We start from the raw sequence: 25,543 nt of genomic DNA, 5'->3' as shown, positions 1-25,543 counted from the left end.
TTTATTTCGATTAACGCATGGTTACAAATTCTTCAGATGCAGTTGGGTGAATCGCCACAGTTGCATCAAAGTCTGCCTTGGTTGCTCCCATTTTGATAGCAACAGCAAATCCTTGGATCATTTCATCAACACCGTAGCCAATTCCATGAAGTCCGACAACTTTTTCTTCAGAACCAGCTGTGATCAATTTGAAACGTGTTTCTTGACGGTTGCAAGTGCAAGCAGAGTACATAGACGTAAAGCTTGATTTGTAAACCTTGATTTGATCTTGACCGTATTCTTTAATAGCTTGTTCTTCTGTCAAACCAACAGTTCCGATAGCAGGGTGTGAAAAGACAACAGTTGGAATAGTTGTGTAGTCCATTTTTGCAGTTGTTTTGCCGTTAAAGAGACGTTCAGATAAAGTACGTCCAGCCTTGATAGCAACTGGAGTCAGTTCCTTTTCACCTGTTACATCACCTAAAGCGTAGATTCCCTCAACAACAGTATTTTGGTATTCATCCACTTGGATAAAGCCACGTTCGTTCAAAGTTACTCCAGCTTTTTCAAGTTGCAAGCCCTTAACGTTTGGACGGCGGCCTGTAGCCCAGATAACTTGGCTAGCTGTGTGACTAGTACCATCTTCGAAATGAATGGTAATGCCTTCAGCAGTTTTTTCTAACTTAACAGGGACTTTGTGAGTGTGAAGTGGTAAGTTTGTTCTTTCCATTTCCTTGACCAGACCTTCAACGATGTAAGAATCAAAACCACGTAAAGGACGATCACGACGAACAAAGAGGTCTGTCTTGACACCAAAAGTGTGGAGTACGCCAGCCAATTCAACGGCGATATAACCAGCGCCTAGAATTGCAACTGACTCTGGCAATTCTTCCCAAGCAAATACATCATCAGAAGAGCCACCTAGTTCAGCACCAGGAATGTTTGGAATACTTGGATGGGCACCAGTAGCAATCACAATATGTTTAGCACGAATCAGTTCACCATTTACGCTAACAGTATGAGAATCTACAAATTCAGCATGACCTTCAATCAAGTCTACTCCGTTGCGTTTAAAACTGCCATCATAAGAAGAACGAGCGCGATCAATGTAGGCTTCACGATTGCGACGTAGGGTTGCAAAGTCAAAGTTAAGATCAGTAGTCTTAAAGCCGTAGTCTTCTCCAAATTGATGGAAAGTCTCAGCGATTTGCGCCCCGTACCACATGATTTTTTTAGGAACACAGCCGACATTGACGCAAGTTCCACCTAGTTTCTTTTCCTCAATAACGGCCGCTTTGGCTCCGTGTTCACCAGCACGGTTCATGGTAGCAATTCCTCCGCTACCTCCACCGATAGCAATGATATCGTATTCTCTCATTGAAAACTCCTTTGTACTCTTTTAAATAGTAGAGTGTCATTTTTTGATAGTCATATTCTATCTTTTTTTTTATCTGATTGCAAAAATCTGCTACGTTCAAAAAAATTAAAGAAAAGGCTTGCAAAAAAGAAAAATAAAGTGTATTATATAACTAGTACAACGATTGTAAAATAAATTCCGAACAATAATTAAATCCTGAAATGTCATTATTTCGTTCTGAAATGTTATTGTTTCAAATTGATAATTTTTGTATAATATTGTTAAGAACTTTAAATCAAAAAGGAGTTTCATTATGAAAAAGAATGGTAAAGCTAAAAAGTGGCAATTGTATGCAGCAATTGGTGCTGCAAGTGTAGTTGTATTGGGTGCTGGGGGCATTTTGCTCTTTAGACAACCTTCTCAGACTGCTGTAAAAGATGAGGCTACTCATCTTGTTGTTGCTAAGGAAGGAAGCGTGGCATCCTCTGTTTTATTATCAGGGACAGTAACGGCAAAAAATGAACAATATGTTTATTTTGATGCTAGTAAGGGAGATTTAGATGAAATCCTTGTTTCTGTGGGTGATAAGGTTAGTGAAGGACAGGCTTTAGTTAAGTACAGTAGTTCAGAAGCCCAGGCGGCCTATGATTCAGCGAGTCGAGCAGTTGCTAAGGCAGATCGTCATATCAACGAACTCAACCAAGCGCGAAATGAAGCCGCTTCAGCTCCGACTCCACAGTTGCCAACACCAGCAGGAGGCGAAGGAGCTGCAGCGCAAACACCAGCTCCAGTAGCAGGAAATTCAGTGTCATCTATTGATGCACAATTAGGTGATGCTCGTGATGCTCGTGCAGATGCAGCAGCGCAATTAAGCAAGGCTCAAAGTCAGTTGGATGCAATGACGGTTCTCAGTACCCTAGAGGGAACTGTGGTCGAAGTCAACCGTAATGTTTCTAAATCTCCAACTGGAGCTAGCCAGGTGGTAGTTCATGTCGTTAGCAATGAAAACTTGCAAGTTAAGGGGGAACTATCTGAATATAACCTTGCCAACCTCTCTGTGGGACAAGAAGTAACCTTTACTTCTAAAGTTTACCAAGATAAGAGCTGGACTGGTAAGATTAGCTACATTTCTGACTACCCTAAAAACAATGGCGAAGCGGCAAGTACAGCTGTAGCAGCAGGTGGTAATTCTGGTTCTAAATATCCATATACCATCGATGTTACAAGTGAAATCGGTGACTTGAAACAAGGATTCTCAGTAAGTGTTGAGGTCAAGAATAAGAGTAAAGCCATTTTGGTTCCTCTAACAAGTGTTGTGACTGAAAATGATAAGAACTATGTCTGGGTGCTTGACGAGCAGAAAAAGGCCAAGAAAGTGGAAGTTGGTTTGGGCAATGCTGATGCAGACGACCAAGAAATCACTTCAGGTCTGACAAATGGAGTCAAGGTCATCAGTAACCCAACGTCTTCTCTTGAGGAAGGAAAAGAGGTGAAGGCTGATGAAGCAACTAATTAGTCTAAAAAATATCTGCAGAAGCTACCGTAACGGTGACCAAGAACTGCAGGTTCTCAAAAATATCAACCTAGAAGTGAATGAGGGTGAGTTTGTTGCCATTATGGGACCATCTGGTTCTGGTAAGTCCACTCTGATGAATACGATTGGCATGTTGGATACACCAAGTAGTGGAGAGTATTATCTTGAAGGCCAAGAAGTAGCTGGACTGGGCGAAAAACAACTAGCCAAGGTTCGCAACCAACAAATCGGTTTTGTCTTTCAGCAGTTCTTTCTTCTATCTAAACTCAATGCTCTGCAAAACGTAGAATTGCCCTTGATTTATGCAGGAGTTTCGGCTTCAAAACGTCGCAAGTTAGCTGAGGAATATCTAGATAAGGTTGAATTGACTGAGCGTAGTCACCATTTACCTTCAGAATTATCTGGTGGTCAAAAGCAACGTGTGGCTATTGCGCGTGCCTTGGTAAACAATCCTTCTATTATTCTAGCAGACGAACCGACAGGAGCCTTGGATACCAAAACAGGGAATCAAATCATGCAGCTATTGGTTGACTTGAACAAAGAAGGAAAAACCATTATCATGGTAACGCATGAGCCTGAAATAGCTGCTTATGCCAAACGTCAGATTGTCATTCGCGATGGAGTTATTTCATCTGATAGTGCTCAGTTAGAAAAGGAGGAAAACTAAGATGCAGAATCTGAAATTTGCCTTTTCATCTATTATGGCTCACAAGATGCGTTCTTTGCTTACCATGATTGGGATTATTATCGGTGTTTCATCAGTTGTTGTGATTATGGCTCTAGGTGACTCCCTATCTCGTCAACTCAACAAAGATATGACCAAATCTCAGAAGAATATTAGTGTCTTTTTCTCTTCTAAAAAAAGTAAAGATGGGTCTTTTACTCAGAAACAATCAGCTTTTACGGTTTCTGGAAAAGAAGAGGAAGTTCATGTTGAACCACCAAAACCGCAAGAATCTTGGGTCAAGGAGGCAGCCAAACTCAAGGGAGTGGATAACTACTATGTAACCAACTCAACGAACGCCATTTTGACTTATAAAGATAAAAAGGTTGAAAATGCTAATTTGACAGGTGGAAACAGAACTTATATGGAGGCTGTTAATAATGAAATTCTTGCGGGACGTAGTCTGAGAGAACAAGATTTCAAAGAATTTGCAAGTGTCATTTTGCTTGATGAAGAATTATCCATTAGTTTATTTGGCTCTCCTCAAGAGGCTATTAACAAGATTGTAGAAGTCAATGGATTTAGTTACCGGGTTATTGGGGTTTATACTAGTCCAGAGGCTAAACGTTCAAAAATATATGGTTTTGGTGGCTTGCCCATTACCACAAATACTTCCCTTGCTGCGAATTTTAATGTAGATGAAATAGCTAATATTGTCTTTCGAGTGAATGACACAAGCTTGACTCAAACTCTGGGTCCAGAATTAGCACGAAAAATGACAGAGCTTGCTGGCTTGCAACAGGGAGAATATCAAGTGGCAGATGAGTCAGCTGCATTTGCAGAAGTTCAACAAACGTTTAGTTTTATGACGACGATTATTAGTGCCATTGCAGGTATTTCTCTCTTTGTTGGAGGAACTGGTGTTATGAATATCATGCTGGTTTCGGTGACAGAGCGTACCCGTGAAATTGGTCTCCGTAAGGCTTTGGGTGCAACACGTGCTAATATTTTAATCCAGTTTTTGATTGAATCCATGATTTTGACCTTGTTAGGTGGCTTGATTGGCTTGACAATTGCAAGTGGTTTAACTGCCTTAGCAGGTTTGCTATTGCAAGGCTTGATTGCGGGTATAGAGGTGGGAGTATCGATCCCAGTTGCCCTATTTAGTCTTGCAGTTTCGGCTAGCGTGGGTATAGTTTTTGGGGTCTTGCCAGCCAACAAGGCATCGAAACTTGATCCAATCGAAGCCCTTCGTTATGAATAAGATCAACAAGATGGACACTTGTCTATCTTGTTTTTGTATGGATTTCCCTATCGAAAATCCTTAAAAATGTGATATAATGAAGTGTTAGAAAAACAGGTTTCATTTGCCTGGAAAGGAAAAATTATGTCTGAAAAGAATTTTTATATTACAACGCCGATTTACTATCCATCTGGTAAACTTCATATCGGTTCTGCCTACACAACCATCGCTTGTGATGTCCTAGCACGTTACAAACGCCTGATGGGCTACGATGTCTTTTATCTGACAGGTCTTGATGAGCATGGTCAAAAGATTCAACAAAAAGCAGAAGAAGCTGGAATCACCCCTCAAGCCTATGTTGATGGGATGGCAGTTGGAGTCAAAGAACTCTGGCAATTACTCGATATATCATACGATAAATTTATCCGTACAACTGATGACTACCATGAAAAAGTTGTCGCACAAGTCTTTGAACGCTTGCTTGCTCAAGATGACATCTATTTGGGTGAATACTCTGGTTGGTACTCAGTATCAGATGAGGAATTCTTTACAGAAAGCCAGCTTGCAGAAGTTTTCCGTGATGAAGCTGGAAATGTGACTGGTGGAATCGCTCCATCAGGTCACGAAGTGGAATGGGTATCTGAAGAATCATACTTCCTTCGCCTCAGCAAATACCAAGATCGTTTGGTCGAATTTTTCAAGTCCCATCCTGAATTTATCACTCCAGATGGTCGTCTGAATGAAATGCTGCGCAACTTCATCGAGCCAGGTTTAGAGGATTTGGCAGTTTCTCGTACAACCTTTACATGGGGAGTGCCTGTCCCATCAAATCCTAAGCACGTTGTCTACGTTTGGATTGATGCCCTTCTTAACTATGCGACAGCTCTTGGCTACGGTCAAGATGAACATGGTAACTTTGACAAGTTCTGGAATGGAACAGTCTTCCACATGGTAGGAAAAGACATCCTTCGTTTCCACTCAATCTACTGGCCAATCCTTCTTATGATGTTGGATATCAAATTGCCAGATCGTTTGATTGCCCATGGTTGGTTTGTCATGAAAGACGGCAAAATGTCTAAGTCTAAAGGAAATGTTGTCTATCCTGAAATGTTGGTAGAGCGTTATGGACTAGATCCACTTCGTTACTACCTTATGCGCAGCCTTCCAGTTGGTTCAGACGGAACCTTCACTCCTGAAGACTATGTAGGCCGTATCAACTACGAATTGGCCAATGACCTTGGAAACCTCCTCAACCGTACGGTTTCTATGATTAACAAGTACTTTGATGGACAAATTCCTGCCTATGTAGAAGGGGTGACTGAATTTGACAATGCTCTTGCTCAAGTAGCTGCTAAATCAATTGCTGACTACCATACACACATGGAAGCAGTTGACTACCCACGTGCCCTTGAAGCAGTCTGGACTCTTATCTCTCGTACCAATAAATACATCGATGAGACCGCACCATGGGTCTTGGCTAAGGATGAAGCACTCCGCGATCAATTGGCAAGCGTTATGAGTCACTTGGCAGCTAGCCTTCGTGTCGTCGCTCACTTGATTGAGCCATTTATGATGGAAACTAGTCGTGCAGTCTTGACTCAACTTGGTCTAGCAGAAGTTTCTAGCCTTGAGAACTTGAAATTGGCTGATTTCCCTGCAGGTGTGACTGTAGTTGCTAAGGGAACACCAATTTTCCCACGTCTGGATATGGAAGAAGAAATCGCCTATATCAAGGAACAAATGGAAGGCAACAAGCCAGCTGTCGAAAAAGAATGGAACCCAGACGAAGTTGAACTCAAACTAAACAAGGAAGAAATCAAGTTTGAAGACTTTGACAAGATCGAAATCCGTGTCGCAGAAGTCAAAGAAGTGTCTAAAGTAGAAGGTTCAGATAAGTTGCTCCAATTCCGCCTGGATGCTGGGGATGGTGAAGATCGTCAAATCCTTTCAGGAATTGCCAAATACTATCCAAATGAACAAGAATTGGTCGGCAAAAAAGTTCAAATCGTTGCTAACCTCAAACCACGTAAAATGATGAAGAAATATGTCAGTCAAGGGATGATCCTCTCAGCTGAACATGATGGACAATTAACCCTTCTCACAGTTGACCCAGCTGTACCAAACGGAAGTGTGATTGGGTAAAAATAGACAGGATTAATCGTCACATAATAAAAATAGGTTAGGATTTTTTGTCCTAACCTATTTTTACATGAAATAAACAATGGCGATGTATTGGAGTGAGGACGCAGCTAGGATAAAGAGATGCCAAATCATGTGGAAATAAGGTTTTTTCTTGGCGTAAAATCCAGCTCCAACTGTATAAGAGAGTCCGCCAGTTACCATGAGACTCCAGAAAATTGGCATTGTTTGACTGATAATGGCAGGAATGATAGCCAGAACCAGCCAGCCCATAATCAAATAAAGAGCAAGGCTGAATTTTTCATTGACCTTTTTAGCAAAGATTTTATAGAGAATACCAAAGATAGTCGTTCCCCATTGGATGGCAATAATCAGATAGCCAAACCAGTTATTCATCAATGTTAAGACGACCGGCGTATAAGAGCCTGCGATAGCCACATAAATCATAGAATGGTCAATAATTCTCAAGACGTATTTGTGGGTCGAACCATAGGCCATAGAGTGGTAAATGGTGGATGAGAGGAACATGAGAAAAAGGCTGATAACAAAAATGGAAACGCCGATAGAGGATAAAAATCCGTGTGCTTCATAACTATAGGTGGATGAAATAGGGAGCAAGATGAGCATGATGACTGCCCCCACAGCATGGGTCACGCTATTAGCAATCTCCTCTCCGAAACTAAGTTGTTTGCTGAGTTTAAGACTAGTGTTCATTTGATTACCTCCTCTTCAGAATGATGGATTAGGGCTAGAGTTTGATGATAGAGTTTAACGGTTTGGCAGCTACTTTGGATAATAGGGTTTGCTGGGTCAATCTCGTGGTTCATATAGTCCACAAAGGCATCGTAGAGTTGGTCTGAACTGGCTTGACTTTGAAGAGTATTGAGTGTCTGAGCAATTTCTTGAATTGAAAAGACAGATTTGAGGGTAGTGATAGCAATCAAACGGGCAATCTGTTGACGTTGGTATTTTTTCTTGTCAGGCTTTGTCAGATAACCATGTTTAACATAATTGTTGACCATAGATGCTGTTAGTCCCTTGTCTTTATCTGGAGAGACAGGAGCGCAGATCTGATTGACATAGAGTAAAACCTGATCCAGATAGAGGTCAATATTTGGGATTTCTGCCCATTTAGGGTAGGAAAAGGTAGTTTTCATTTTCAACTCCTTTTTATCTAGTTTTAATAACTAGATTATAAAATAATAAAAACAAATAGTCAAGTTTTAACTGCTTGTGAAAAGGCTTAAATTATGCTATGATGGGAGAAACTAGTCAGAAAAGAGGAGAAAAGATGGAGATTCGTTTAGCTTTTCCAAATGAAGTAGATGCCATCATGCAGGTGATGGAGGGTGCTAAAAAACGTTTAGCAGATGCTGGTAGTGACCAGTGGCAAAATGGCTATCCAAATGCGGACATTATTATCGATGATATTATCTCAGGTCAAGCTTATGTTGCCTTGGAAGATGGAGAACTGCTAGCCTATGCTGCTGTGACCAAGGGTCCAGAGGCAGCCTATGAAGCTATTTATGAAGGAAGCTGGCAAGCTGGAGAGTCAGAATATCTGGTCTTTCACCGTATCGCTGTGGCAGCAGATGTCCAGGGACAGGGAGTTGCTCAGACTTTCCTAGAAGGTCTGATTGAAGGTTTTGATTATCTGGATTTTCGCTCAGATACGCACGCTGCAAACAAGGCCATGCAACGTATTTTTGAAAAACTCGGTTTTAAACAGGTTGGTAAGGTGCCAGTAGATGGTGAACGCTTGGCCTATCAAAAATTAAAGAAATAATGCAAAAGAAGTATGCAAAAATGCTCTACTCTTCGCCAATTGGCTCTCTTTCTCTCGTAGCTGATGATCATTATCTGTATGGCATTTGGGTACAGGATCAGAAGCATTTTGAGAGGGGATTGGGAGATGAAACAATAGACGAAGTTGTTAGTCATCCTATTTTAGATACAGTTATTGCTTGCTTAGATAATTATTTTAAAGGAAAGTCGCAGGATTTATCCAACTTACCTTTGGCTCCAATCGGTACGGATTTTGAAAAGCGAGTTTGGTCCTATTTACAGGGAATTCCTTATGGTCAGACAGTGACCTATGGACAAATAGCCCAAGATCTGCAAGTGCCTTCTGCTCAAGCAATTGGTGGAGCAGTGGGGCGCAATCCTTGGTCTATCCTAGTACCTTGTCACCGTGTGCTGGGAGTAGGCAAGCGTCTGACAGGTTATGCTGCAGGAGTGGAAAAGAAAGCCTGGCTCTTGGAGCATGAAGACGCAGATTTTAAAGATATAAAATAGAAAGTGAAACACATGTTAGAATTTATCGAATACCCAAAATGTTCAACTTGTAAAAAAGCAAAACAAGAATTAAACCAACTCGGTGTGGACTACAAAGCTGTTCACATCGTGGAAGAAACACCTAGTCAAGAAGTCATTTTAAACTGGCTAGAAACCTCAGGATTTGAATTGAAGCAATTTTTCAACACCAGTGGAATCAAATACCGTGAATTAGGGCTGAAAGATAAGGTAGGAAGTCTGTCAAACCAAGAAGCGGCTGAGTTGCTAGCAAGTGACGGTATGTTGTTAAAACGACCCATTTTAGTAGAAAATGGAACTGTTAAGCAAATCGGTTATCGAAAAGCTTATGAAGAATTGGGATTGAAATAGTTTTTATCTATCTCTTTGATAGATAAAATATATAACCTCCCTGTTTCAAAGTATGATAAACTAGTAGGTAGACAAAGTCTGTATCTGACCGTAGCAAATAATTTCATTGACGGCAGAAGTATGGTAGAATGAATCATTATCAGGAGAGGATGTTTTTATGAATGTTACAACGATTTTAGCATCAGATTGGTACCAAAACTTGATGCAATTGATTCCGGATGGCAAGCTGTTTAGTCTGCGTTCGGTCTTTGATGGAATCCCGAGAATTGTCCAACAACTTCCAACAACGATTATGTTGACAATTGGTGGTGCCTTTTTTGGCTTGGTTTTGGCTCTGATTTTTGCCATTGTGAAAATCAATCGTGTCAGAATTTTATATCCCTTGCAGGCCTTCTTTGTTAGTTTCTTAAAAGGGACACCGATTTTGGTGCAACTCATGTTGACCTACTACGGAATTCCTTTGGCTTTGAAAGCTCTCAATCAGCAATGGGGGACTGGTCTCAATATCAATGCGATTCCAGCTGCTGCTTTTGCGATTGTTGCCTTTGCTTTTAATGAGGCTGCTTATGCCAGTGAAACTATTCGTGCAGCCATTCTCTCAGTCAATCCTGGTGAGAATGAGGCAGCACGCAGTCTGGGGATGACCCGAGCACAAGTTTATCGTCGCGTGATTATTCCAAATGCGGCCGTTGTGGCGACTCCAACCTTGATTAATTCCCTAATCGGCTTGACCAAGGGGACTTCTCTAGCCTTTAGTGCGGGTGTTGTGGAAGTCTTTGCCCAAGCTCAGATTTTGGGTGGAGCTGATTACCGATATTTTGAACGCTTCATCTCCGTTGCCCTTGTTTATTGGGTAGTCAATATCGGAATTGAAAGTCTCGGTCGTTTCATCGAGAGAAAAATGGCTATTTCTGCACCTGATACAGTGCAAACAGATGTGAAAGGAGACCTTCGTTAATGATTAAGATTTCGAATTTAAGTAAATCCTTTTCAGGACAGACTGTCTTGGATCATCTGGACTTGGATATCCAAAAAGGAGAAGTTGTAGCCTTGATTGGTTCTTCAGGAGCTGGAAAATCAACTTTCCTTCGCAGTCTCAACTATCTTGAAACACCTGACAGTGGCTCGATTCAGATTGATGATTTCTCGGTTGATTTTTCTAAAATCACTCAAGAAGAAATCCTTGCCCTACGTCGCAAGCTGTCCATGGTTTTCCAACAGTTTAATTTGTTTGAACGTCGTACAGCACTTGATAATGTGAAAGAAGGCTTGGTTGTTGTTAAGAAATTATCTGACCAAGAAGCGACTAAGATTGCCAAGGAAGAGTTGGCTAAGGTTGGGCTTTCTGACCGTGAGAACCATTATCCTCGCCATTTATCAGGTGGACAGAAGCAACGGGTTGCCCTAGCGCGTGCGCTTGCTATGAAACCAGATGTCTTGCTCTTAGATGAACCAACTTCAGCCCTTGACCCAGAATTGGTCGGAGAAGTAGAAAAGTCTATTGCAGATGCTGCGAAGTCAGGTCAAACCATGATTTTGGTCAGTCATGACATGTCCTTTGTAGCCCAAGTTGCTGACAAGATTCTCTTCCTAGATAAGGGGAAAATCATTGAGTCTGGAACACCGGATGAGATTATCCACCATCCTAAAGAAGAACGAACAAAAGAATTCTTCGCTAGTTACAAACGAACTTATATTTGATATAATAGATAAAGGAAAACTCAGTTAGCTGGACTAGCTGAGTTTACTCTTTAAAAAAGATAGAAATGAGAGAAATCATGCTACTGCAACTATTTTCTTTATATTTCGAGAGTTTGATCTTGACCACCATCCTTGTCCTCATTTTTTTAGGTATTTGGATTGGACTAAGAGCCATGTCAGGAGTTGATAAGACAGCCAAGGCTCGCCAAGCCCATCTCTATGATATGATTATGATTGGAGTCTTGGTTGTTCCAGTATTATCCTTTGCGGTTATGAGTTTAATTCTTGTTTTCAAGGCATAATCCTTGCTTGATTGACAAGAAAGAGTTAGAATAAAGGTAGTTACAACAAGAAAGAAGGAATCTATATGTACGATACTATTATTATCGGTGCTGGACCTGCAGGTATGACTGCAGCCTTGTATGCTGCTCGAAGCAATCTCAAAGTAGGCTTGATTGAAGGTGGTCTGCCAGGTGGTCAGATGAATAATACATCTGATATTGAAAATTACCCAGGATACGCTAATATTAGTGGACCTGAATTGGCTGAAAAGATGTTTGAACCACTTGAAAATCTTGGTGTGGAGCACATCTATGGTTATGTTGAAAATGTCGAAGATCATGGTGATTTTAAGAAAGTGATGATCGATGACCAAACATATGAAACACGTACAGTTATCGTAGCAACTGGTTCTAAACACCGTCCTTTGGGAGTACCTGGAGAAGAAGAACTGAACAGTCGTGGTGTTTCATACTGTGCCGTGTGTGATGGTGCCTTCTTCCGTGACCAAGATTTGTTGGTAGTTGGTGGTGGAGATTCAGCTGTTGAAGAAGCTCTCTTCTTGACTCGTTTTGCTAAGACTGTTACCATCGTTCACCGTCGTGATCAACTTCGTGCCCAAAAGGTTTTACAAGACCGCGCTTTTGCAAATGAGAAAATCAGCTTTATCTGGGATTCTGTAGTTAAGGAAATCAAAGGTGAAAATCGAGTAGAATCTGTCGTATTTGAAAATGTGAAAACAGGTCAAGTGACAGAACAAGCCTTCGGTGGCGTCTTTATCTATGTTGGATTGGACCCTCTTAGCGATTTTGTTAAAGAATTGAATATTCAAGATCAGGCAGGCTGGATTGTGACAGATAGCCACATGAAGACTGCAGTTGACGGTATCTTTGCAGTTGGAGATGTTCGCTTGAAGGACCTTCGCCAAGTAACAACAGCAGTTGGAGATGGAGCTATCGCTGGTCAAGAAGCCTACAAGTTTATCACAGAACATAGTTAATCATAAAAAACGCATAGCATCAGATTTACAAAAAATTTGACACTATGCGTTTTATTGTGGGAAAATTAATTTCATTTTCTTCTGAAATTGAGTTTTGCCAGCCTTTTATATTTTTAGAAAAATCCTTTAATTTTGCTAACGAGGCCATCTGGACCTTCTGAACCAGAAATCAACTGCTGAGCTTGAGAGAAGTATTCTCCAAGTTGTTCTTGATTTTCTGCAACAAATGTTTTAGCAGCTTCGAAATCTTTTGTCTCGATTAGTTCTTTTACTTGATTAAACAATCTAATGGGTACATATCAGTTAATTTTTTTAAATTGGGTTTTAAGCTCTATTTTTAGTGTACTCAAAATTAGGGTAGACTATAATTTTTATTCGTTTAGTAAAAAGAAAATGTATATTTTGAAAAAAATTCAAGAAAATTCAAGAAAAAATACTGTTTAAACCTTTTTTCTTGAATAAAAAACGATTTCATAGTAGAATTAGAATTGAGAGTGATGGAGGTCAATTGATGGAAAATCTGAAGAAAATGGCAGGTATCAAGGCTGCTGAGTTCGTGAGCGATGGAATGGTCGTTGGACTTGGGACAGGTTCGACTGCCTATTATTTTGTCGAAGAAATCGGTCGTCGTATCAAGGAAGAAGGACTGCAGATTACAGCTGTAACGACTTCTCGTGTGACCAGTAAGCAGGCTGAAGGCCTTAATATCCCGCTCAAGTCTATTGACCAAGTAGATTTGGTTGATGTGACGGTTGACGGGGCTGATGAAGTTGATAGTCAGTTTAACGGAATCAAAGGCGGTGGTGGTGCCCTTCTCATGGAGAAGGTTGTGGCAACGCCCTCAAAAGAATATATTTGGGTGGTGGATGAAAGCAAGCTGGTCGACAAACTAGGTGCTTTTAAATTGCCAGTAGAAGTGGTTCAGTATGGTGCAGAACAAGTATTTCGTCGTTTTGAGCGAGCTGGCTACAAACCAAGCTTCCGTGAAAAAGATGGCCAACGTTTTGTGACCGATATGCAGAACTTTATTATTGACTTAGCCTTGGATGTCATCGAAGATCCAATAGCCTTTGGACAAGAATTGGACCATATCGTTGGTGTTGTAGAGCACGGTTTATTCAACCAAATGGTGGATAAGGTCATCGTTGCTGGACGAGATGGAGTTCAGATTTTAACTTCAACAAAAGCAAACTAATCAACATAATAAGGAGATACAATATGTCAAAATTTAATCGTATTCACTTGGTTGTACTGGATTCTGTAGGAATCGGTGCTGCACCAGATGCCAATAACTTTGTCAATGCAGGGGTTCCAGACGGCGCTTCTGATACACTGGGACACATTTCAAAAACAGTTGGTTTAAATGTGCCAAATATGGCTAAAATCGGTCTAGGAAATATTCCTCGTGAAACTCCTCTTAAGACTGTTCCAGCTGAAAGTAATCCAACAGGATATGCAACAAAATTGGAAGAAGTATCCCTTGGTAAGGATACTATGACTGGTCACTGGGAAATCATGGGACTCAACATTACTGAGCCCTTCGATACTTTCTGGAACGGATTCCCAGAAGAAATTCTGACAAAAATCGAAGAATTTTCAGGACGTAAGGTCATTCGTGAAGCCAACAAACCTTACTCAGGTACGGCTGTTATCGATGATTTCGGACCACGTCAGATGGAAACTGGGGAGTTGATTATCTATACTTCAGCTGACCCTGTTTTGCAGATTGCTGCCCACGAAGACATTATTCCTTTAGATGAATTGTACCGTATCTGTGAATACGCTCGTTCGATTACACTTGAACGTCCTGCTCTTCTAGGTCGTATCATTGCCCGTCCATATGTTGGTGAATCAGGTAATTTCACTCGTACGGCAAATCGTCGTGACTTGGCAGTATCTCCATTTGCTCCAACCGTTTTGGATAAATTGAACGAAGCAGGTATCGATACTTACGCTGTTGGTAAAATCAACGATATCTTTAACGGAGCTGGTATCAATCATGACATGGGCCACAACAAGTCAAACAGCCACGGAATTGATACATTATTGAAGACCATGGGACTTGCTGAATTTGAAAAAGGATTCTCCTTCACAAACTTAGTTGACTTTGATGCCCTTTATGGACACCGTCGCAATGCTCATGGCTACCGTGATTGCTTGCATGAGTTTGATGAACGCTTGCCTGAAATTATCGCAGCTATGAGAGAGGATGACCTTCTTTTGATTACTGCTGACCATGGAAATGACCCAACCTATGCAGGAACAGACCACACTCGTGAATATATTCCACTTTTAGCTTACAGCCCTAGCTTTAAGGGAAATGGTGTCATTCCAGTTGGACATTTTGCAGATATCTCAGCGACAGTTGCGGATAACTTTGGTGTTGAAACTGCCATGATTGGGGAAAGTTTCTTAGATAAATTGGTATAAGATGACGCGCTATGCTTTACTGGCTAGGGGCATTAATGTCGGTGGGAAGAATAAGGTTGTTATGTCGCAACTTCGTCAAGAATTGACAGAGTTGGGTTTGGAGAAGGTTGAGACCTACATCAACAGTGGCAATATTTTCTTTACTTCGACAGACCCCAAAGCCCGATTGGTTGAAAAGTTAGAGGCTTTCTTTGAAATCCATTATCCATTTATTCAGAGCTTTTCCTTACTGAGTCTTGAGGACTTTGAAGCAGAACTTGAAAATCTGCCTGAATGGTGGGCCAAAGACCTGGCTCGAAAGGATGTCCTCTTTTACACGGAGGGCTTGGATGTTGGTCAAGTCATTGAGAAAGTTGAAAGTTTGGAACTGAAAGATGAAGTGGTTCATGTTGGAATACTTGGGATTTTCTGGGGGAAATTCACTGAGGAATCCTACTATGCAACTGCCTATCATAAGTACTTACTCAAGATGCCTTTTTATCGCAACATCACCATTCGCAACGCAAAAACCTTTGATAAAATCGGTCAAATGCTAAAAAATAATAAAGGAGATGTATAATGACATTTTTAGATAAGATCAAGGAAACAGCTGCTTTCCTGAAAGATAAAGGAATCCAAGCTCCCGAGTTTGGTCTAATCCTTGGATCAGGTCTGGGAGAACTTGCAGAAGAAATCGAAAATCCAGTTGTAGTAGATTATGCAGACATTCCAAACTGGGGTCGCTCTACAGTCGTCGGACACGCTGGGAAATTGGTATATGGAGAACTTGCAGGTCGAAAAGTCTTGGCTCTTCAAGGTCGCTTCCATTTCTACGAAGGAAATCCTCTTGAAGTCGTGACTTTCCCATTACGTGTGATGAAAGTTCTCGGATGTGAAGGTGTCATTGTTACCAATGCAGCTGGTGGTATTGGCTTTGGTCCTGGTACTTTGATGGCTATCTCAGACCATATCAATATGACGGGGCAAAACCCATTGATGGGTGAAAATTTGGATGACTTTGGTCCACGTTTCCCTGATATGTCTAAGGCTTACACACCAGAATACCGTGCTACTGCCCATGAAGTGGCTAAGAAACTTGGTATCAAGCTTGATGAAGGTGTCTATATCGGTGTAACTGGTCCGACTTATGAGACACCAGCAGAGATTCGTGCCTATAAGACATTGGGGGCAGATGCAGTTGGTATGTCTACTGTTCCTGAAGTTATTGTGGCAGCCCACTCAGGTTTGAAAGTTTTGGGAATTTCATGTATTACTAACTTTGCGGCTGGTTTCCAAGAAGAACTTAACCACGAGGAAGTTGTAGAAGTGACTGAGCGTGTTAAAGGCGACTTTAAAGGATTGCTTAAAGCGATTCTTGCTGAGCTATGAGAAAGAAAATGAGTAGGAAAGTATTTCTGTAAGCTGGAAGATAAATGAAACAGTTAATTTCCATATAGAATTATGAAATGAAAAATGAATGAGGTTCCTATACTTTTATAAACCTCTTCAAATTCTTGCTAACAAAGTATAAAAATGAAATCTTAATGCTAAAGGAGATTAGCTGATTGGAGAATATTGTTGGTAAAGAGGGTGAAAATAATAGAAAGATATATGAATAAATGAGAATTGATCAACGAATTATGCGTTTTGGTATAAAAAAATTAAGTATCGGAGTTGTATCTGTTGCAGTTGGATTTGCTTTTTTAGCACCGACAGGAATTTCTGCCAATGAAGGAAGTCCAGTTGTGAAAAATGAAACTCCTCTAGTAGTAAATGTAACGGATAGTCCGACAAAACTAGAAAATACTGATAAAAAACAGGAAACACCTCTTATAGAGGAAGGGGCAGAAGTTATCCAACCAGCTCCAGAAACAAAAGAAGTCCTTAAAAATCAGAAGGAAGAAGAAAAACTAGAATCTCATAAAACAGAGCCTACTCTAGTTCCTGAAGACGTGAATAAAGAGAAAAATGTAAAGGATGAGGCTATAACTTCTCGTCCTGTGACAGCAGAAGATCTTTTGAAAATCTCAAAAGGAGAACTGCACTCAGAAAATGATTTACTTGACAATTCTCTCTACGGTGAAAAAGTTCTTGATTTGGAAGGGGATGATGACCAAGATGGCATCAAAAACAAAGATGAACTTTATGTGTACAACAAAGATGGTAAGGATTATCTAGGATATCATAGTCATCCCTTGCTAGCAGACAGTGATGGGGATGGTTTGGCAGATGGAGAAGATGACAATAAGAAAGAATGGTATGTAACAGACCGTGATTCTCTTCTCTTTATGGAGTTAGCCTACCGAGACGATGATTATATTGAGAAAATTTTAGATCATAAGAATCCTTTCCCTAGTCTCTATCTTGACCGTCAAGAATACAAACTCATGCACAATGAATTGGCTCCTTTCTGGAAGATGAAAAAAGCCTACCATACAGATAGTGGTCTGGATGCTTTCTTATTTGAGACCAAGAGCGACCTTCCTTATCTCAAAGATGGAACGGTGCACATGTTGGCTATTCGTGGAACGCGAGTTAATGATGCCAAGGATTTAAGTGCAGATTTGGTTTTATTAGGTGGAAATAAACCAGCCCAAGCGGATGATATCCGCAAGGTTGTTGGGGAATTAGCCAAGGATACAAGTATTACCAAGTTGTATATGACAGGTCATTCTCTTGGAGGCTACCTAGCTCAGATTGCAGCAGTTGAAGCTTACCAAAAATATCCTGATTTTTATAATAATGTATTGAGGAAAGTGACGACTTTCAGTGCTCCTAAAGTGATTACTTCCAGAACGGTTTGGAATGCTAAGAATGGTTTCTGGGATGTTGGTTTGGAAAGCCGTAAATTAGCTGTTAGTGGAAAAATTAAGCATTATGTGGTTGATAATGATAATGTTGTGACTCCCTTGATTCATAATGATCGTGATATTGTTACATTTACAGGTAATTCACGCTTTAAACACCGTTCTCGTGGCTATTTTGAAAGTCGAATGAATGATATTCCTAACTTTAATATTGGTAAACGAGCTACCTTGGATAAACATGGTTATCGTGATCCGAAATTGGATAAAGTGCGATTCTTTAAGAAACAGGCTCTGCCTCAATCTTCTAGTCAACCAAGCGCTGAACCAATGGAAAATATTGCCTTAGGGAAACAGGTTAGTCAAAGTTCGACAGCTTTCGGAGGAGATGCTAGAAGAGCTGTGGATGGCAAAGTCGATGGTAACTATGGTCACAATTCTGTCACTCATACAAACTTCCAATCTAAGCCTTGGTGGCAAGTAGATTTGTCTAAAGAAGAAACCATTCGCCAAATCAATATTTACAACCGAACAGACACTGCCCAGGATAGATTGGCAAACTTTGATGTCATTCTTTTAGATAGTTTTGGTAAAGAAATTGAGAGAAAACGCATAACATCTCTTAAAGATGTGTCAGCACAAATTGCGATCAACCATAAAAAAGCGCGCTATGTTCGGATTGACCTAGAAAGCTATAATGCCCTCAGTCTTGCAGAAGTCCAAGTATATCGTGCTGAGAATATCGCTTGGAAAAAACAAGCTAAGCAAAGTTCTACTGATTTTGGAGGAGATGCTAGTCGCGCCTTGGATGGCAATACCAATAGTAGCTATAGCCAGCAATCAATTACTCATACAAAATTTGAAAACCAGCCTTGGTGGGAAGTTGATTTAGGTCGTACAGAACAGGTAGGGCTTGTCCGCCTTCATAACCGTGGGGATGGAGAACTTTCTAAACGTCTGTCAGACTTTGATGTGATTTTGTATGATGAAAAAGGGAAAGAAGTTGCTAGACAGTATGTTTCTAAACTTGACGGAACGAGCTTGGATGTTCAATTAAATGGGAAATTGGGCCGCCGTGTTCGTGTGCAACTACGCAAGAACAATCAAGCCCTCAGTCTTGCAGAAGTAGAAGTTTTCCGCTTTATCGCTACGAATGGTGAGACAGCGACACAAGTTTCTAAACCAATTCAACAGATAAGTCAGGCTCCTGCAAAAGATAAGACACTAACTATTCAACATAGCGGTGCTTATATTGCACGTTATTCAATATCGTGGGAAGAAGTTACAGTAGACAAAAATGGGAACCAAGTTGTTCGTAGTCGTTCTTGGGAAGGCAACGGTCGCAATCAGACTGCAGGTTTTGTGCTCAACCTCCCAATCAAAGAAAATATGAGAAATCTGCGAATTAAGATTGAGAAAAAGACAGGTCTACTATGGAATAGATGGCAAACAATCTATGAAAACAGACCAATTTTAGCTCAACCCCACCGTAAAATTACCCATTGGGGAACGACATTAAATTCCAAGGTGAGTGACGATGATGTCTTGTAATCTGATGGTACAATGACAGTTAGATAATTTAGTTTATAAGATAACTACCTGAGCTCGAATAGGACTCAGGTAGCTCTCTGTGAGAGAATAAAATTAAAAAGAAAGGTAGAGCGCGTGTTTTGATTTGAACACGAGCGGAAAACTCGGAAAATAGATAATCTGACTGAAAAATCAGGATTTCTCGTCAGCTTCCTAATTTTCAGTCGTTTTCTTCTCGCTCTCTAATCTTCATAAAATAAAGAAAGGATGGGTTAACCGTATTAGCTAAACTGAATACGGGCTATTCTCTTCTATACAATCAAAATTTAAAAAGAAAGGAATTGAACCCACCCTAAAAGCAGTGGGAAAAAGATAGTTGGTCTAGCGAGCATCACTCACTGCGCCCAACTCCTATTTTCCCTGTGCTTTTTGACGGGTTTGGTATCTTTCGTAGTATCACTTTTAGAATAAAGAAAGGATGGGTTAACTGTATTCACTGAACTGAATACGGGCGGAGAACTGTGTAAAAAAGATAAACTGTCTAGCATCTACGAGGCGTCGTCAGTTTCCTATTTTTACTTTGTTCTCTGTCGCTATCCTAAATATACAAAAAAGAAAGGCAGAGCGTGTGTTCTGATTTGAACACGAGTAGAAAACTTTTCTAAAAACTTAGGAAGGGTAGTTCGGTTTTGAATTAAAGCCGGTCTAATCTTCTCAATATTATCAAAATTAAGAAAGGAATTGAACCCACCCTAAAAGCAGTGGGGAAAAGATGGTTGGCCTAGCGAGCATCGCTCACTGCGCCCAACTCCTATTTTCCCTTCGCTTTTTGACGGGTTTGGTATCTTTCTGATTATAAATTTTAGAAAAAAGAAAGGATGGGTTAACTGTATTCATTGAACTGAATACGGGCGGAGAACTGTGTAAAAAAGATAAATTGTCTAGCATCTGCGATGCGTCGTCAGTTTCCTATTTTTACTTTGTTCTCTGTCGCCCTTTATATCTTAACTATGTCTATCCATATTGCTGCTCAGCAGGGTGAAATTGCTGATAGAATTCTTCTTCCTGGAGATCCTCTTCGTGCTAAGTTTATTGCGGAGAATTTCCTTGAAGATGCTGTTTGTTTTAACGAAGTGCGTAACATGTTTGGTTATACTGGTACTTACAAGGGTCACCGTGTATCTGTTATGGGAACTGGGATGGGAATGCCATCCATTTCGATTTATGCGCGTGAGTTGATTGTTGACTATGGTGTGAAAAAACTGATCCGTGTGGGAACTGCGGGTTCTTTGAATGAGGATGTCCATGTTCGTGAATTGGTTTTGGCGCAGGCAGCTGCAACAAATTCTAACATCATCCGCAATGACTGGCCACAGTACGATTTCCCACAAATCGCTAGCTTTGATTTGTTAGATAAGGCTTATCATATCGCTAAAGAACTTGGCATGACTACTCACGTTGGGAACGTTTTGTCATCTGATGTCTTCTATTCAAACTACTTTGAAAAGAACATCGAGCTTGGTAAATGGGGAGTCAAGGCTGTGGAAATGGAAGCAGCAGCACTTTACTATCTGGCAGCCCAACACCATGTTGATGCACTAGCTATCATGACAATCTCTGATAGTTTGGTTAATCCAGATGAAGATACAACTGCAGAAGAACGCCAAAATACCTTCACCGATATGATGAAGGTTGGTTTGGAAACCTTGATTGCGGACTAATTATAGTCAAAAAGGAAGCCCTTCTTTATGAATTGGAGGACTTCCTTTTCTTATCCAGAAACTGATCTAACTCTCTTTGATTTCGAAGAATAGTGACTTTATGTGAGTATTCCTGGCAAAGTTTTTGGTAATTTTCTTTTTGAGCTTTAGTGCGCCCATCCCAGAGAATCCATCTGATAAACTCCCAATTAAACTGTTCTTGACAACCAGCTGCCATACTTTCTCTTACTTTTCCCCGGTATTTAAGATAACGATTAAAGGCTCGAAAGAGACAGGTCAATGGAGAAAAATTGAGAAAGATGATTTGGTCAGCTTCCTGCATTCTTTCTTCGTAATAGCACCAAGAATAATTACCATCAATAACCCAAGCTTCATGTTTGGTGAGAAAATTTTTCATCTCATCCAACATCCATTCGCGATCACTGTCTTGCCAACCAGGTTGAAATTGGAGTGTGTCCATGTGAAGTTTTGGGATGGAGTAGTAGTTAGATAATTTTTCTGCTAGCGTTGACTTACCAGCACCAGAATATCCGATAATTGCAATTTTCATTTTCTACCTTTTCCAATTTGGAGACAAAAAAACAGCCTCTATGGACTGTTTCTTATTTAGCAAGTTTAGCTGAAAGACGAGCTTTATCGCGACTTGCTTTGTTTTTGTGAATCAAACCTTTAGTTTCTGCTTTATCGATAGCTGAGCTAGCAGCACGGAAAAGTTCTTCAGATGGGTTTGCTTCGAAAGCTTTGATAGCAGTACGCATAGCTGATTTTTGAGCTGAGTTCTTTTCGTTTTGTTTAACGTTCAATTCAGCGCGTTTGATAGCTGATTTAATGTTTGCCAATGTTCTTACCTCCATATTTACTAACTATACCATTATATCTGAAAACTTACGTTTTGACAAGGGAAAATTACTTTTTTAAGTAAATTTCATCGATTTCATGGTTCTTTGTTTTATGCAGAATCACTTCTGCACGATTTCTGGTTGGTTCAATATAATTTTGTAGATTTGTGAGATTGATACTGGTCCAGACCTGATGGGCAAAGGATTCCACTTCCCCAATCGGCATTTGTGTAAAACGATAGTAGTAGCTTTCGGGATCGTTTTGGGCTAGGCTCAGCATTTTCAAGAAACGGTCCAGATACCAACTCTCGATGTCATCGACTGCAGCATCAACATAGATGGAAAAGTCAAAGAAGTCAGTGATATAGAGACGCTCGTTTTGTGGATTTTGAAAGACATTGATTCCTTCAACGATCACAAAATCAGCGGCTTTGACGCTTTGCTTTTCCTCAGGTACGATGTCGTAGACTTCATGAGAATAGACAGGAATATCTACATCTTGTCCATTTTTGATGTGGTCCAGGAAGTTGAGAAGAGCTTCCATATCATAGCTTTCAGGAAATCCCTTGCGATTTAAAATCTCTTGCTCAACCAAGGTCTGGTTGGGATAGAGGAAGCCATCAGTTGTTACCAACTCAACTGTAGCATCTGTAAGCGTACGGGATAGTAAGATTTGCAGTAGTCGACTAGTTGTAGATTTTCCAACGGCAACACTCCCAGAAACCCCAATGATAAAAGGTTGAGATTTGCTTTCACGTTGGAGGAAAATCCCTTTTGAAAAGGCCAAATCATCCTTGGTACGCTTGTAAATCTGGATGAGATGGGCTAGGGGAAGATAGACATCGGTAACATCTTGCAGACTAATCTGGTCATTAAAGCTCTTGATGGATTCTAATTCCTCTTCTGTCAAAGGAGGTGTTGTCTTTCGATGTAAAGATTGCCAAGTCTGGCGGCTGATTTTTTCAAAATGTAAAAATTCGTTGGTCATTTGTTTTCCCCTATATATTTTATCTATCATACCATAAAAAGCTAAAAAAATAAAGCGGTTTCTTGATGATAGTAAGCCAATATCGTATAATAGAGGTAGATAGAGGTTGACCGATTTATAGATGAAGTAGGAGATAGTTTCTGTTAATTTATAAGCTAATAAAGGGGAATTTTTAGTTCACAACTTATAGGAGGTGTACTATGAAAATCTTAAAACGTTACACATTGGAACTCTGTTTTATTTTAAGTTTTGCACTACCTTTTTTAAAAGGAGCGAATGCGGATAATGGTAGACGTTTTGTGGAAACCTATTACGGTTTTACTTTTTTGATGGAACATGCTATTGTAACAGCTGTCTTTATCTGTTCGCTCTTGATTGCTTTCTTCCTAAAAAAACGGTGGACGAAATGGCTTGCTGCTGGTAGTTATCTATTTTTGATTTTGTGGATTGCTACAGAGGGTTATTTCTTCCGCATGTCGCTAGAAGATTTGATACGCCTTTGGACAAGTTTGGAAATCTTGACACAAACTTATCAGTTGGGCTTTTATCTAAACATCCTGTTGGGAATTTTGTTGATAATAAAGTATTTGAAGGTTAAGCAATAGTCATAAAAATGAGCCTAATTATAGATGATAAATTTGTTGTTTTATCCTGATTATGATATTTCTAGTTCTAAATGGCTTATTATTTATAAGTGTTGAAAGAGATTGAAGAAAATGTTTTACTCACTAGCTTTCTTCAGTCTTTTTCGTTTTATTATCAATTTGTAAACGATTTACAATTTGAGTCAAATTATGGTAAAATAGTGTCATGAGTAAAATGTATTATGCAGAAAATCCTGACGCTGCTCACGACATTCATGAGTTGAGAGTGGACTTGTTGGGAGAAAAAATGACCTTTTTGACGGATGCGGGTGTTTTTAGCAAGAAAATGGTTGACTTTGGCAGTCAACTTTTGCTCAAATGTCTAGAGGTCAACCAAGGAGAAACTGTCCTTGATGTGGGCTGTGGTTATGGGCCTTTGGGCTTGTCCTTGGCTAAGGCTTTTGGAGTTCAGGCGACCATGGTCGATATCAATAATCGTGCCTTGGATTTGGCGCAACAAAATGCTGAACGAAATAAAGTAGAAGCGACGATTTTCCAGTCCAATATCTATGAACAAGTTGAAGGAAAATTTGACCATGTCATTTCCAACCCCCCTATTCGTGCGGGCAAGCAAGTTGTTCATGAAATCATTGAGAAAAGCAAAGATTTCTTGGAAACTGGTGGGGATTTGACTATCGTTATCCAAAAAAAACAAGGGGCTCCAAGTGCCAAGTCCAAGATGGAAGAGGTGTTTGGCAATTGTGAAGTCGTCAAAAAAGATAAGGGATACTATATCCTTAGAAGTGTGAAAGAATGAGAGCAGTTGATTTAATCCAAAAAAAACGAGACGGTCAAGAACTGACTTCGAGTGAAATTGAATGGCTGATAGAAGGCTATGTATCAGGAACTGTTCCTGATTATCAGATGTCTGCCTTTGCTATGGCTGTTTATTTTAAAGGAATGACGACTCGAGAAATATCTGATTTGACCATGAAAATGGTTAAGACTGGGCAAGAGTTTGATTTATCAGCTATTGATGGGGTTAAGGTTGACAAGCATTCTACGGGTGGTGTCGGTGATAAGGTGACCTTGATTTTAGCTCCTCTTGTTGCTAGCTTTGGTGTGCCTGTAGCCAAAATGAGTGGTCGTGGTCTCGGTCATACTGGTGGAACAATTGATAAATTGGAGTCCATTAAGGGCTATCAAGTCGAGCGCAGTCAAGAAGATTTCATTCGTCAGGTGCAGGACATTGGAGTGTCTGTCATTGGGCAATCAGATCAGCTGGTTAAAGCAGATAAGCTTCTCTACGCTCTCCGTGATGTGACCGCAACTGTCGACACGATTCCTTTGATTGCGAGTTCGGTGATGAGCAAGAAAATCGCGGCAGGAGCGGATGCTATTTTGCTAGACGTGACTGTCGGAGAGGGTGCTTTCATGAAGACGGTTGATGAGGCGCGAGAACTGGCTCAAACCATGGTAGATCTTGGTAAGGCTGTTGGTCGGAAGACGGTAGCAGTGATTACGGATATGAGCCAGCCCTTGGGACGAGCGATTGGAAATCGTCTGGAAATCCTTGAAGCACTGGAGATTTTACAAGGACAAGGTCGTCAGGATATTACCCACTTTATCTGTGAATTGGCTCAAATTATGCTTGGTCTGGCAAATGTAAACAAGACAGTTGAAGAAGTTCGCCAACATCTTGAAAATGGACAAGCGCTTGCTAAGTTTGAGAAGATGGTGCAAGCTCAAGGTGGAGACTTGGAAGATCTCTATCGCCCAGTCAATGTGTCCCATGTGGTGGAAATCCCTGCTCAGGAAACAGGTGTCATTTCAGCTCTCCCAGCTATGGACTTTGGGCTCTATGCCATGAGACTGGGTGCTGGTCGTGCAGTCAAGACTGATGATTTGGACTATGAAACTGGAATTGTTTTTGAAAAGAAAGTTGGAGATTCCGTTCAAAAGGGAGAAATTGTTGCAAAAGTATACACAAATGGAAAAAATTCTCCTCAGCTAGTTACAGATTTTCAAAAATATGTTAAAATAAATGATAGGGTGCAAAGTTTACGAGAAATTATAGAAATTATCTCATAAACGACAGGAGAATCCGT

27 protein-coding genes are annotated in these 25,543 nt (G+C 40.4%); 20 read left to right on the top strand and 7 right to left on the bottom strand.

Annotated features, from left to right (window positions below):
* Positions 1-10: 10 nt before the first annotated feature.
* On the bottom strand, positions 11-1,357 hold the full coding sequence (gene gor / locus O3636_RS03605) for a glutathione-disulfide reductase (protein WP_371641762.1): 1,347 nt from the start codon (positions 1,355-1,357) through the stop codon (positions 11-13).
* Between the two features lie 289 nt (positions 1,358-1,646).
* On the opposite strand from gor, the gene O3636_RS03600 reads away from it, so the two are divergent.
* The 4 genes from O3636_RS03600 (at position 1,647) to metG (ending at position 6,919) form a co-directional block, all read left to right on the top strand.
* Positions 1,647-2,852, top strand: a complete 1,206-nt coding sequence (locus O3636_RS03600) for an efflux RND transporter periplasmic adaptor subunit (RefSeq protein ID WP_371641904.1) — start codon at positions 1,647-1,649, stop codon at positions 2,850-2,852.
* Positions 2,836-3,537, top strand: coding sequence for an ABC transporter ATP-binding protein (locus tag O3636_RS03595; RefSeq protein ID WP_000811469.1), 702 nt, complete (start codon positions 2,836-2,838; stop codon positions 3,535-3,537). Before O3636_RS03600 ends, O3636_RS03595 begins: the two co-directional genes overlap by 17 nt.
* A gap of 1 nt (position 3,538) precedes the next feature.
* On the top strand, positions 3,539-4,798 hold the full coding sequence (locus O3636_RS03590; RefSeq protein ID WP_001180414.1) for an ABC transporter permease: 1,260 nt from the start codon (positions 3,539-3,541) through the stop codon (positions 4,796-4,798).
* Positions 4,799-4,921: 123 nt separating this feature from the next.
* A complete protein-coding gene (gene metG / locus O3636_RS03585) occupies positions 4,922-6,919 on the top strand; it encodes a methionine--tRNA ligase (protein ID WP_261012650.1) in 1,998 nt (665 codons plus the stop codon).
* Positions 6,920-6,982: 63 nt separating this feature from the next.
* On the opposite strand, the gene O3636_RS03580 is transcribed toward metG, so the two are convergent.
* Entirely contained in the window at positions 6,983-7,630 is a 648-nt protein-coding gene (locus O3636_RS03580) for a hemolysin III family protein (RefSeq protein WP_261025650.1), read from the bottom strand.
* Positions 7,627-8,073 carry a DUF1836 domain-containing protein gene (locus tag O3636_RS03575; RefSeq protein ID WP_261025651.1) on the bottom strand — a complete coding sequence of 149 codons (447 nt, stop codon included), beginning with the start codon at positions 8,071-8,073 and terminating at the stop codon, positions 7,627-7,629. The genes O3636_RS03580 and O3636_RS03575 overlap by 4 nt, the downstream gene beginning before the upstream one ends.
* 134 nt (positions 8,074-8,207) lie before the next feature.
* On the opposite strand from O3636_RS03575, the gene O3636_RS03570 reads away from it, so the two are divergent.
* The 7 genes from O3636_RS03570 to trxB all read left to right on the top strand — a co-directional run bounded on the left by O3636_RS03570 (position 8,208) and on the right by trxB (position 12,560).
* Positions 8,208-8,702, top strand: coding sequence for a GNAT family N-acetyltransferase (locus tag O3636_RS03570; protein WP_261055225.1), 495 nt, complete (start codon positions 8,208-8,210; stop codon positions 8,700-8,702).
* The gene (locus O3636_RS03565; protein ID WP_261055228.1) at positions 8,702-9,211 is read left to right on the top strand and encodes a methylated-DNA--[protein]-cysteine S-methyltransferase; all 510 of its coding nucleotides are present in this window, start codon (positions 8,702-8,704) and stop codon (positions 9,209-9,211) included. Before O3636_RS03570 ends, O3636_RS03565 begins: the two co-directional genes overlap by 1 nt.
* A 12-nt stretch (positions 9,212-9,223) precedes the next feature.
* Entirely contained in the window at positions 9,224-9,580 is a 357-nt protein-coding gene (locus O3636_RS03560; protein ID WP_000889091.1) for an arsenate reductase family protein, read from the top strand.
* A 157-nt stretch (positions 9,581-9,737) separates the two neighbouring features.
* Complete coding sequence (locus O3636_RS03555; protein ID WP_371641758.1) at positions 9,738-10,538, top strand: amino acid ABC transporter permease; 801 nt, start codon at positions 9,738-9,740, stop codon at positions 10,536-10,538.
* Positions 10,538-11,281, top strand: coding sequence for an amino acid ABC transporter ATP-binding protein (locus O3636_RS03550; protein ID WP_000590965.1), 744 nt, complete (start codon positions 10,538-10,540; stop codon positions 11,279-11,281). Before O3636_RS03555 ends, O3636_RS03550 begins: the two co-directional genes overlap by 1 nt.
* 77 nt (positions 11,282-11,358) lie before the next feature.
* A complete protein-coding gene (locus tag O3636_RS03545) occupies positions 11,359-11,583 on the top strand; it encodes a DUF4059 family protein (RefSeq protein WP_000926599.1) in 225 nt (74 codons plus the stop codon).
* Between the two features lie 65 nt (positions 11,584-11,648).
* Positions 11,649-12,560, top strand: coding sequence for a thioredoxin-disulfide reductase (trxB, locus tag O3636_RS03540; RefSeq protein ID WP_371641755.1), 912 nt, complete (start codon positions 11,649-11,651; stop codon positions 12,558-12,560).
* A gap of 113 nt (positions 12,561-12,673) precedes the next feature.
* Here the strand turns inward: trxB and O3636_RS03535 are convergent, their stop codons facing one another.
* Positions 12,674-12,844: a hypothetical protein gene (locus O3636_RS03535; protein WP_261012655.1), complete on the bottom strand. Its 171-nt coding sequence runs from the start codon at positions 12,842-12,844 to the stop codon at positions 12,674-12,676.
* 227 nt (positions 12,845-13,071) lie between these two features.
* Between O3636_RS03535 and rpiA the strand changes: the two genes are divergently transcribed.
* The 6 genes from rpiA to deoD all read left to right on the top strand — a co-directional run bounded on the left by rpiA (position 13,072) and on the right by deoD (position 21,024).
* Positions 13,072-13,755, top strand: a complete 684-nt coding sequence (rpiA, locus tag O3636_RS03530) for a ribose-5-phosphate isomerase RpiA (RefSeq protein WP_371641753.1) — start codon at positions 13,072-13,074, stop codon at positions 13,753-13,755.
* 23 nt (positions 13,756-13,778) lie between these two features.
* The gene (locus O3636_RS03525) at positions 13,779-14,990 is read left to right on the top strand and encodes a phosphopentomutase (protein WP_371641751.1); all 1,212 of its coding nucleotides are present in this window, start codon (positions 13,779-13,781) and stop codon (positions 14,988-14,990) included.
* A gap of 1 nt (position 14,991) precedes the next feature.
* On the top strand, positions 14,992-15,549 hold the full coding sequence (locus tag O3636_RS03520; protein ID WP_173304615.1) for a DUF1697 domain-containing protein: 558 nt from the start codon (positions 14,992-14,994) through the stop codon (positions 15,547-15,549).
* Positions 15,549-16,358 (top strand): purine-nucleoside phosphorylase, encoded by an 810-nt coding sequence (locus O3636_RS03515; RefSeq protein WP_173304613.1) that lies wholly within the window; start codon positions 15,549-15,551, stop codon positions 16,356-16,358. Before O3636_RS03520 ends, O3636_RS03515 begins: the two co-directional genes overlap by 1 nt.
* A gap of 230 nt (positions 16,359-16,588) precedes the next feature.
* Positions 16,589-19,324, top strand: a complete 2,736-nt coding sequence (locus O3636_RS03510) for a thiol-activated cytolysin C-terminal domain-containing protein (RefSeq protein ID WP_371641748.1) — start codon at positions 16,589-16,591, stop codon at positions 19,322-19,324.
* Positions 19,325-20,313: 989 nt separating this feature from the next.
* Positions 20,314-21,024: a purine-nucleoside phosphorylase gene (gene deoD / locus O3636_RS03505; protein WP_261012751.1), complete on the top strand. Its 711-nt coding sequence runs from the start codon at positions 20,314-20,316 to the stop codon at positions 21,022-21,024.
* Between the two features lie 25 nt (positions 21,025-21,049).
* Here the strand turns inward: deoD and O3636_RS03500 are convergent, their stop codons facing one another.
* The 3 genes from O3636_RS03500 to coaA form a co-directional block, all read right to left on the bottom strand.
* On the bottom strand, positions 21,050-21,574 hold the full coding sequence (locus tag O3636_RS03500; protein ID WP_371641746.1) for a DNA topology modulation protein: 525 nt from the start codon (positions 21,572-21,574) through the stop codon (positions 21,050-21,052).
* 52 nt (positions 21,575-21,626) lie between these two features.
* A complete protein-coding gene (gene rpsT, locus O3636_RS03495; protein ID WP_001274000.1) occupies positions 21,627-21,863 on the bottom strand; it encodes a 30S ribosomal protein S20 in 237 nt (78 codons plus the stop codon).
* A gap of 67 nt (positions 21,864-21,930) precedes the next feature.
* On the bottom strand, positions 21,931-22,851 hold the full coding sequence (coaA, locus tag O3636_RS03490) for a type I pantothenate kinase (RefSeq protein ID WP_031227709.1): 921 nt from the start codon (positions 22,849-22,851) through the stop codon (positions 21,931-21,933).
* A 200-nt stretch (positions 22,852-23,051) separates the two neighbouring features.
* Here coaA and O3636_RS03485 point away from each other — a divergent pair, with 200 nt between their 5' ends.
* The 3 genes from O3636_RS03485 to O3636_RS03475 all read left to right on the top strand — a co-directional run bounded on the left by O3636_RS03485 (position 23,052) and on the right by O3636_RS03475 (position 25,526).
* Positions 23,052-23,456 (top strand): hypothetical protein, encoded by a 405-nt coding sequence (locus O3636_RS03485; protein ID WP_023943001.1) that lies wholly within the window; start codon positions 23,052-23,054, stop codon positions 23,454-23,456.
* A gap of 205 nt (positions 23,457-23,661) precedes the next feature.
* Positions 23,662-24,252 (top strand): class I SAM-dependent methyltransferase, encoded by a 591-nt coding sequence (locus O3636_RS03480; protein WP_080554088.1) that lies wholly within the window; start codon positions 23,662-23,664, stop codon positions 24,250-24,252.
* Positions 24,249-25,526: a pyrimidine-nucleoside phosphorylase gene (locus O3636_RS03475; protein WP_001202942.1), complete on the top strand. Its 1,278-nt coding sequence runs from the start codon at positions 24,249-24,251 to the stop codon at positions 25,524-25,526. Before O3636_RS03480 ends, O3636_RS03475 begins: the two co-directional genes overlap by 4 nt.
* Positions 25,527-25,543 lie beyond the last annotated feature (17 nt).

The sequence above is a fragment of the Streptococcus sp. 27098_8_76 genome (assembly GCF_041432315.1).
Lineage (GTDB): Bacteria > Bacillota > Bacilli > Lactobacillales > Streptococcaceae > Streptococcus.
The sequence above is the reverse complement of the archived record's forward strand: the minus strand, read 5'-3'. Positions and strand labels throughout refer to the sequence as shown.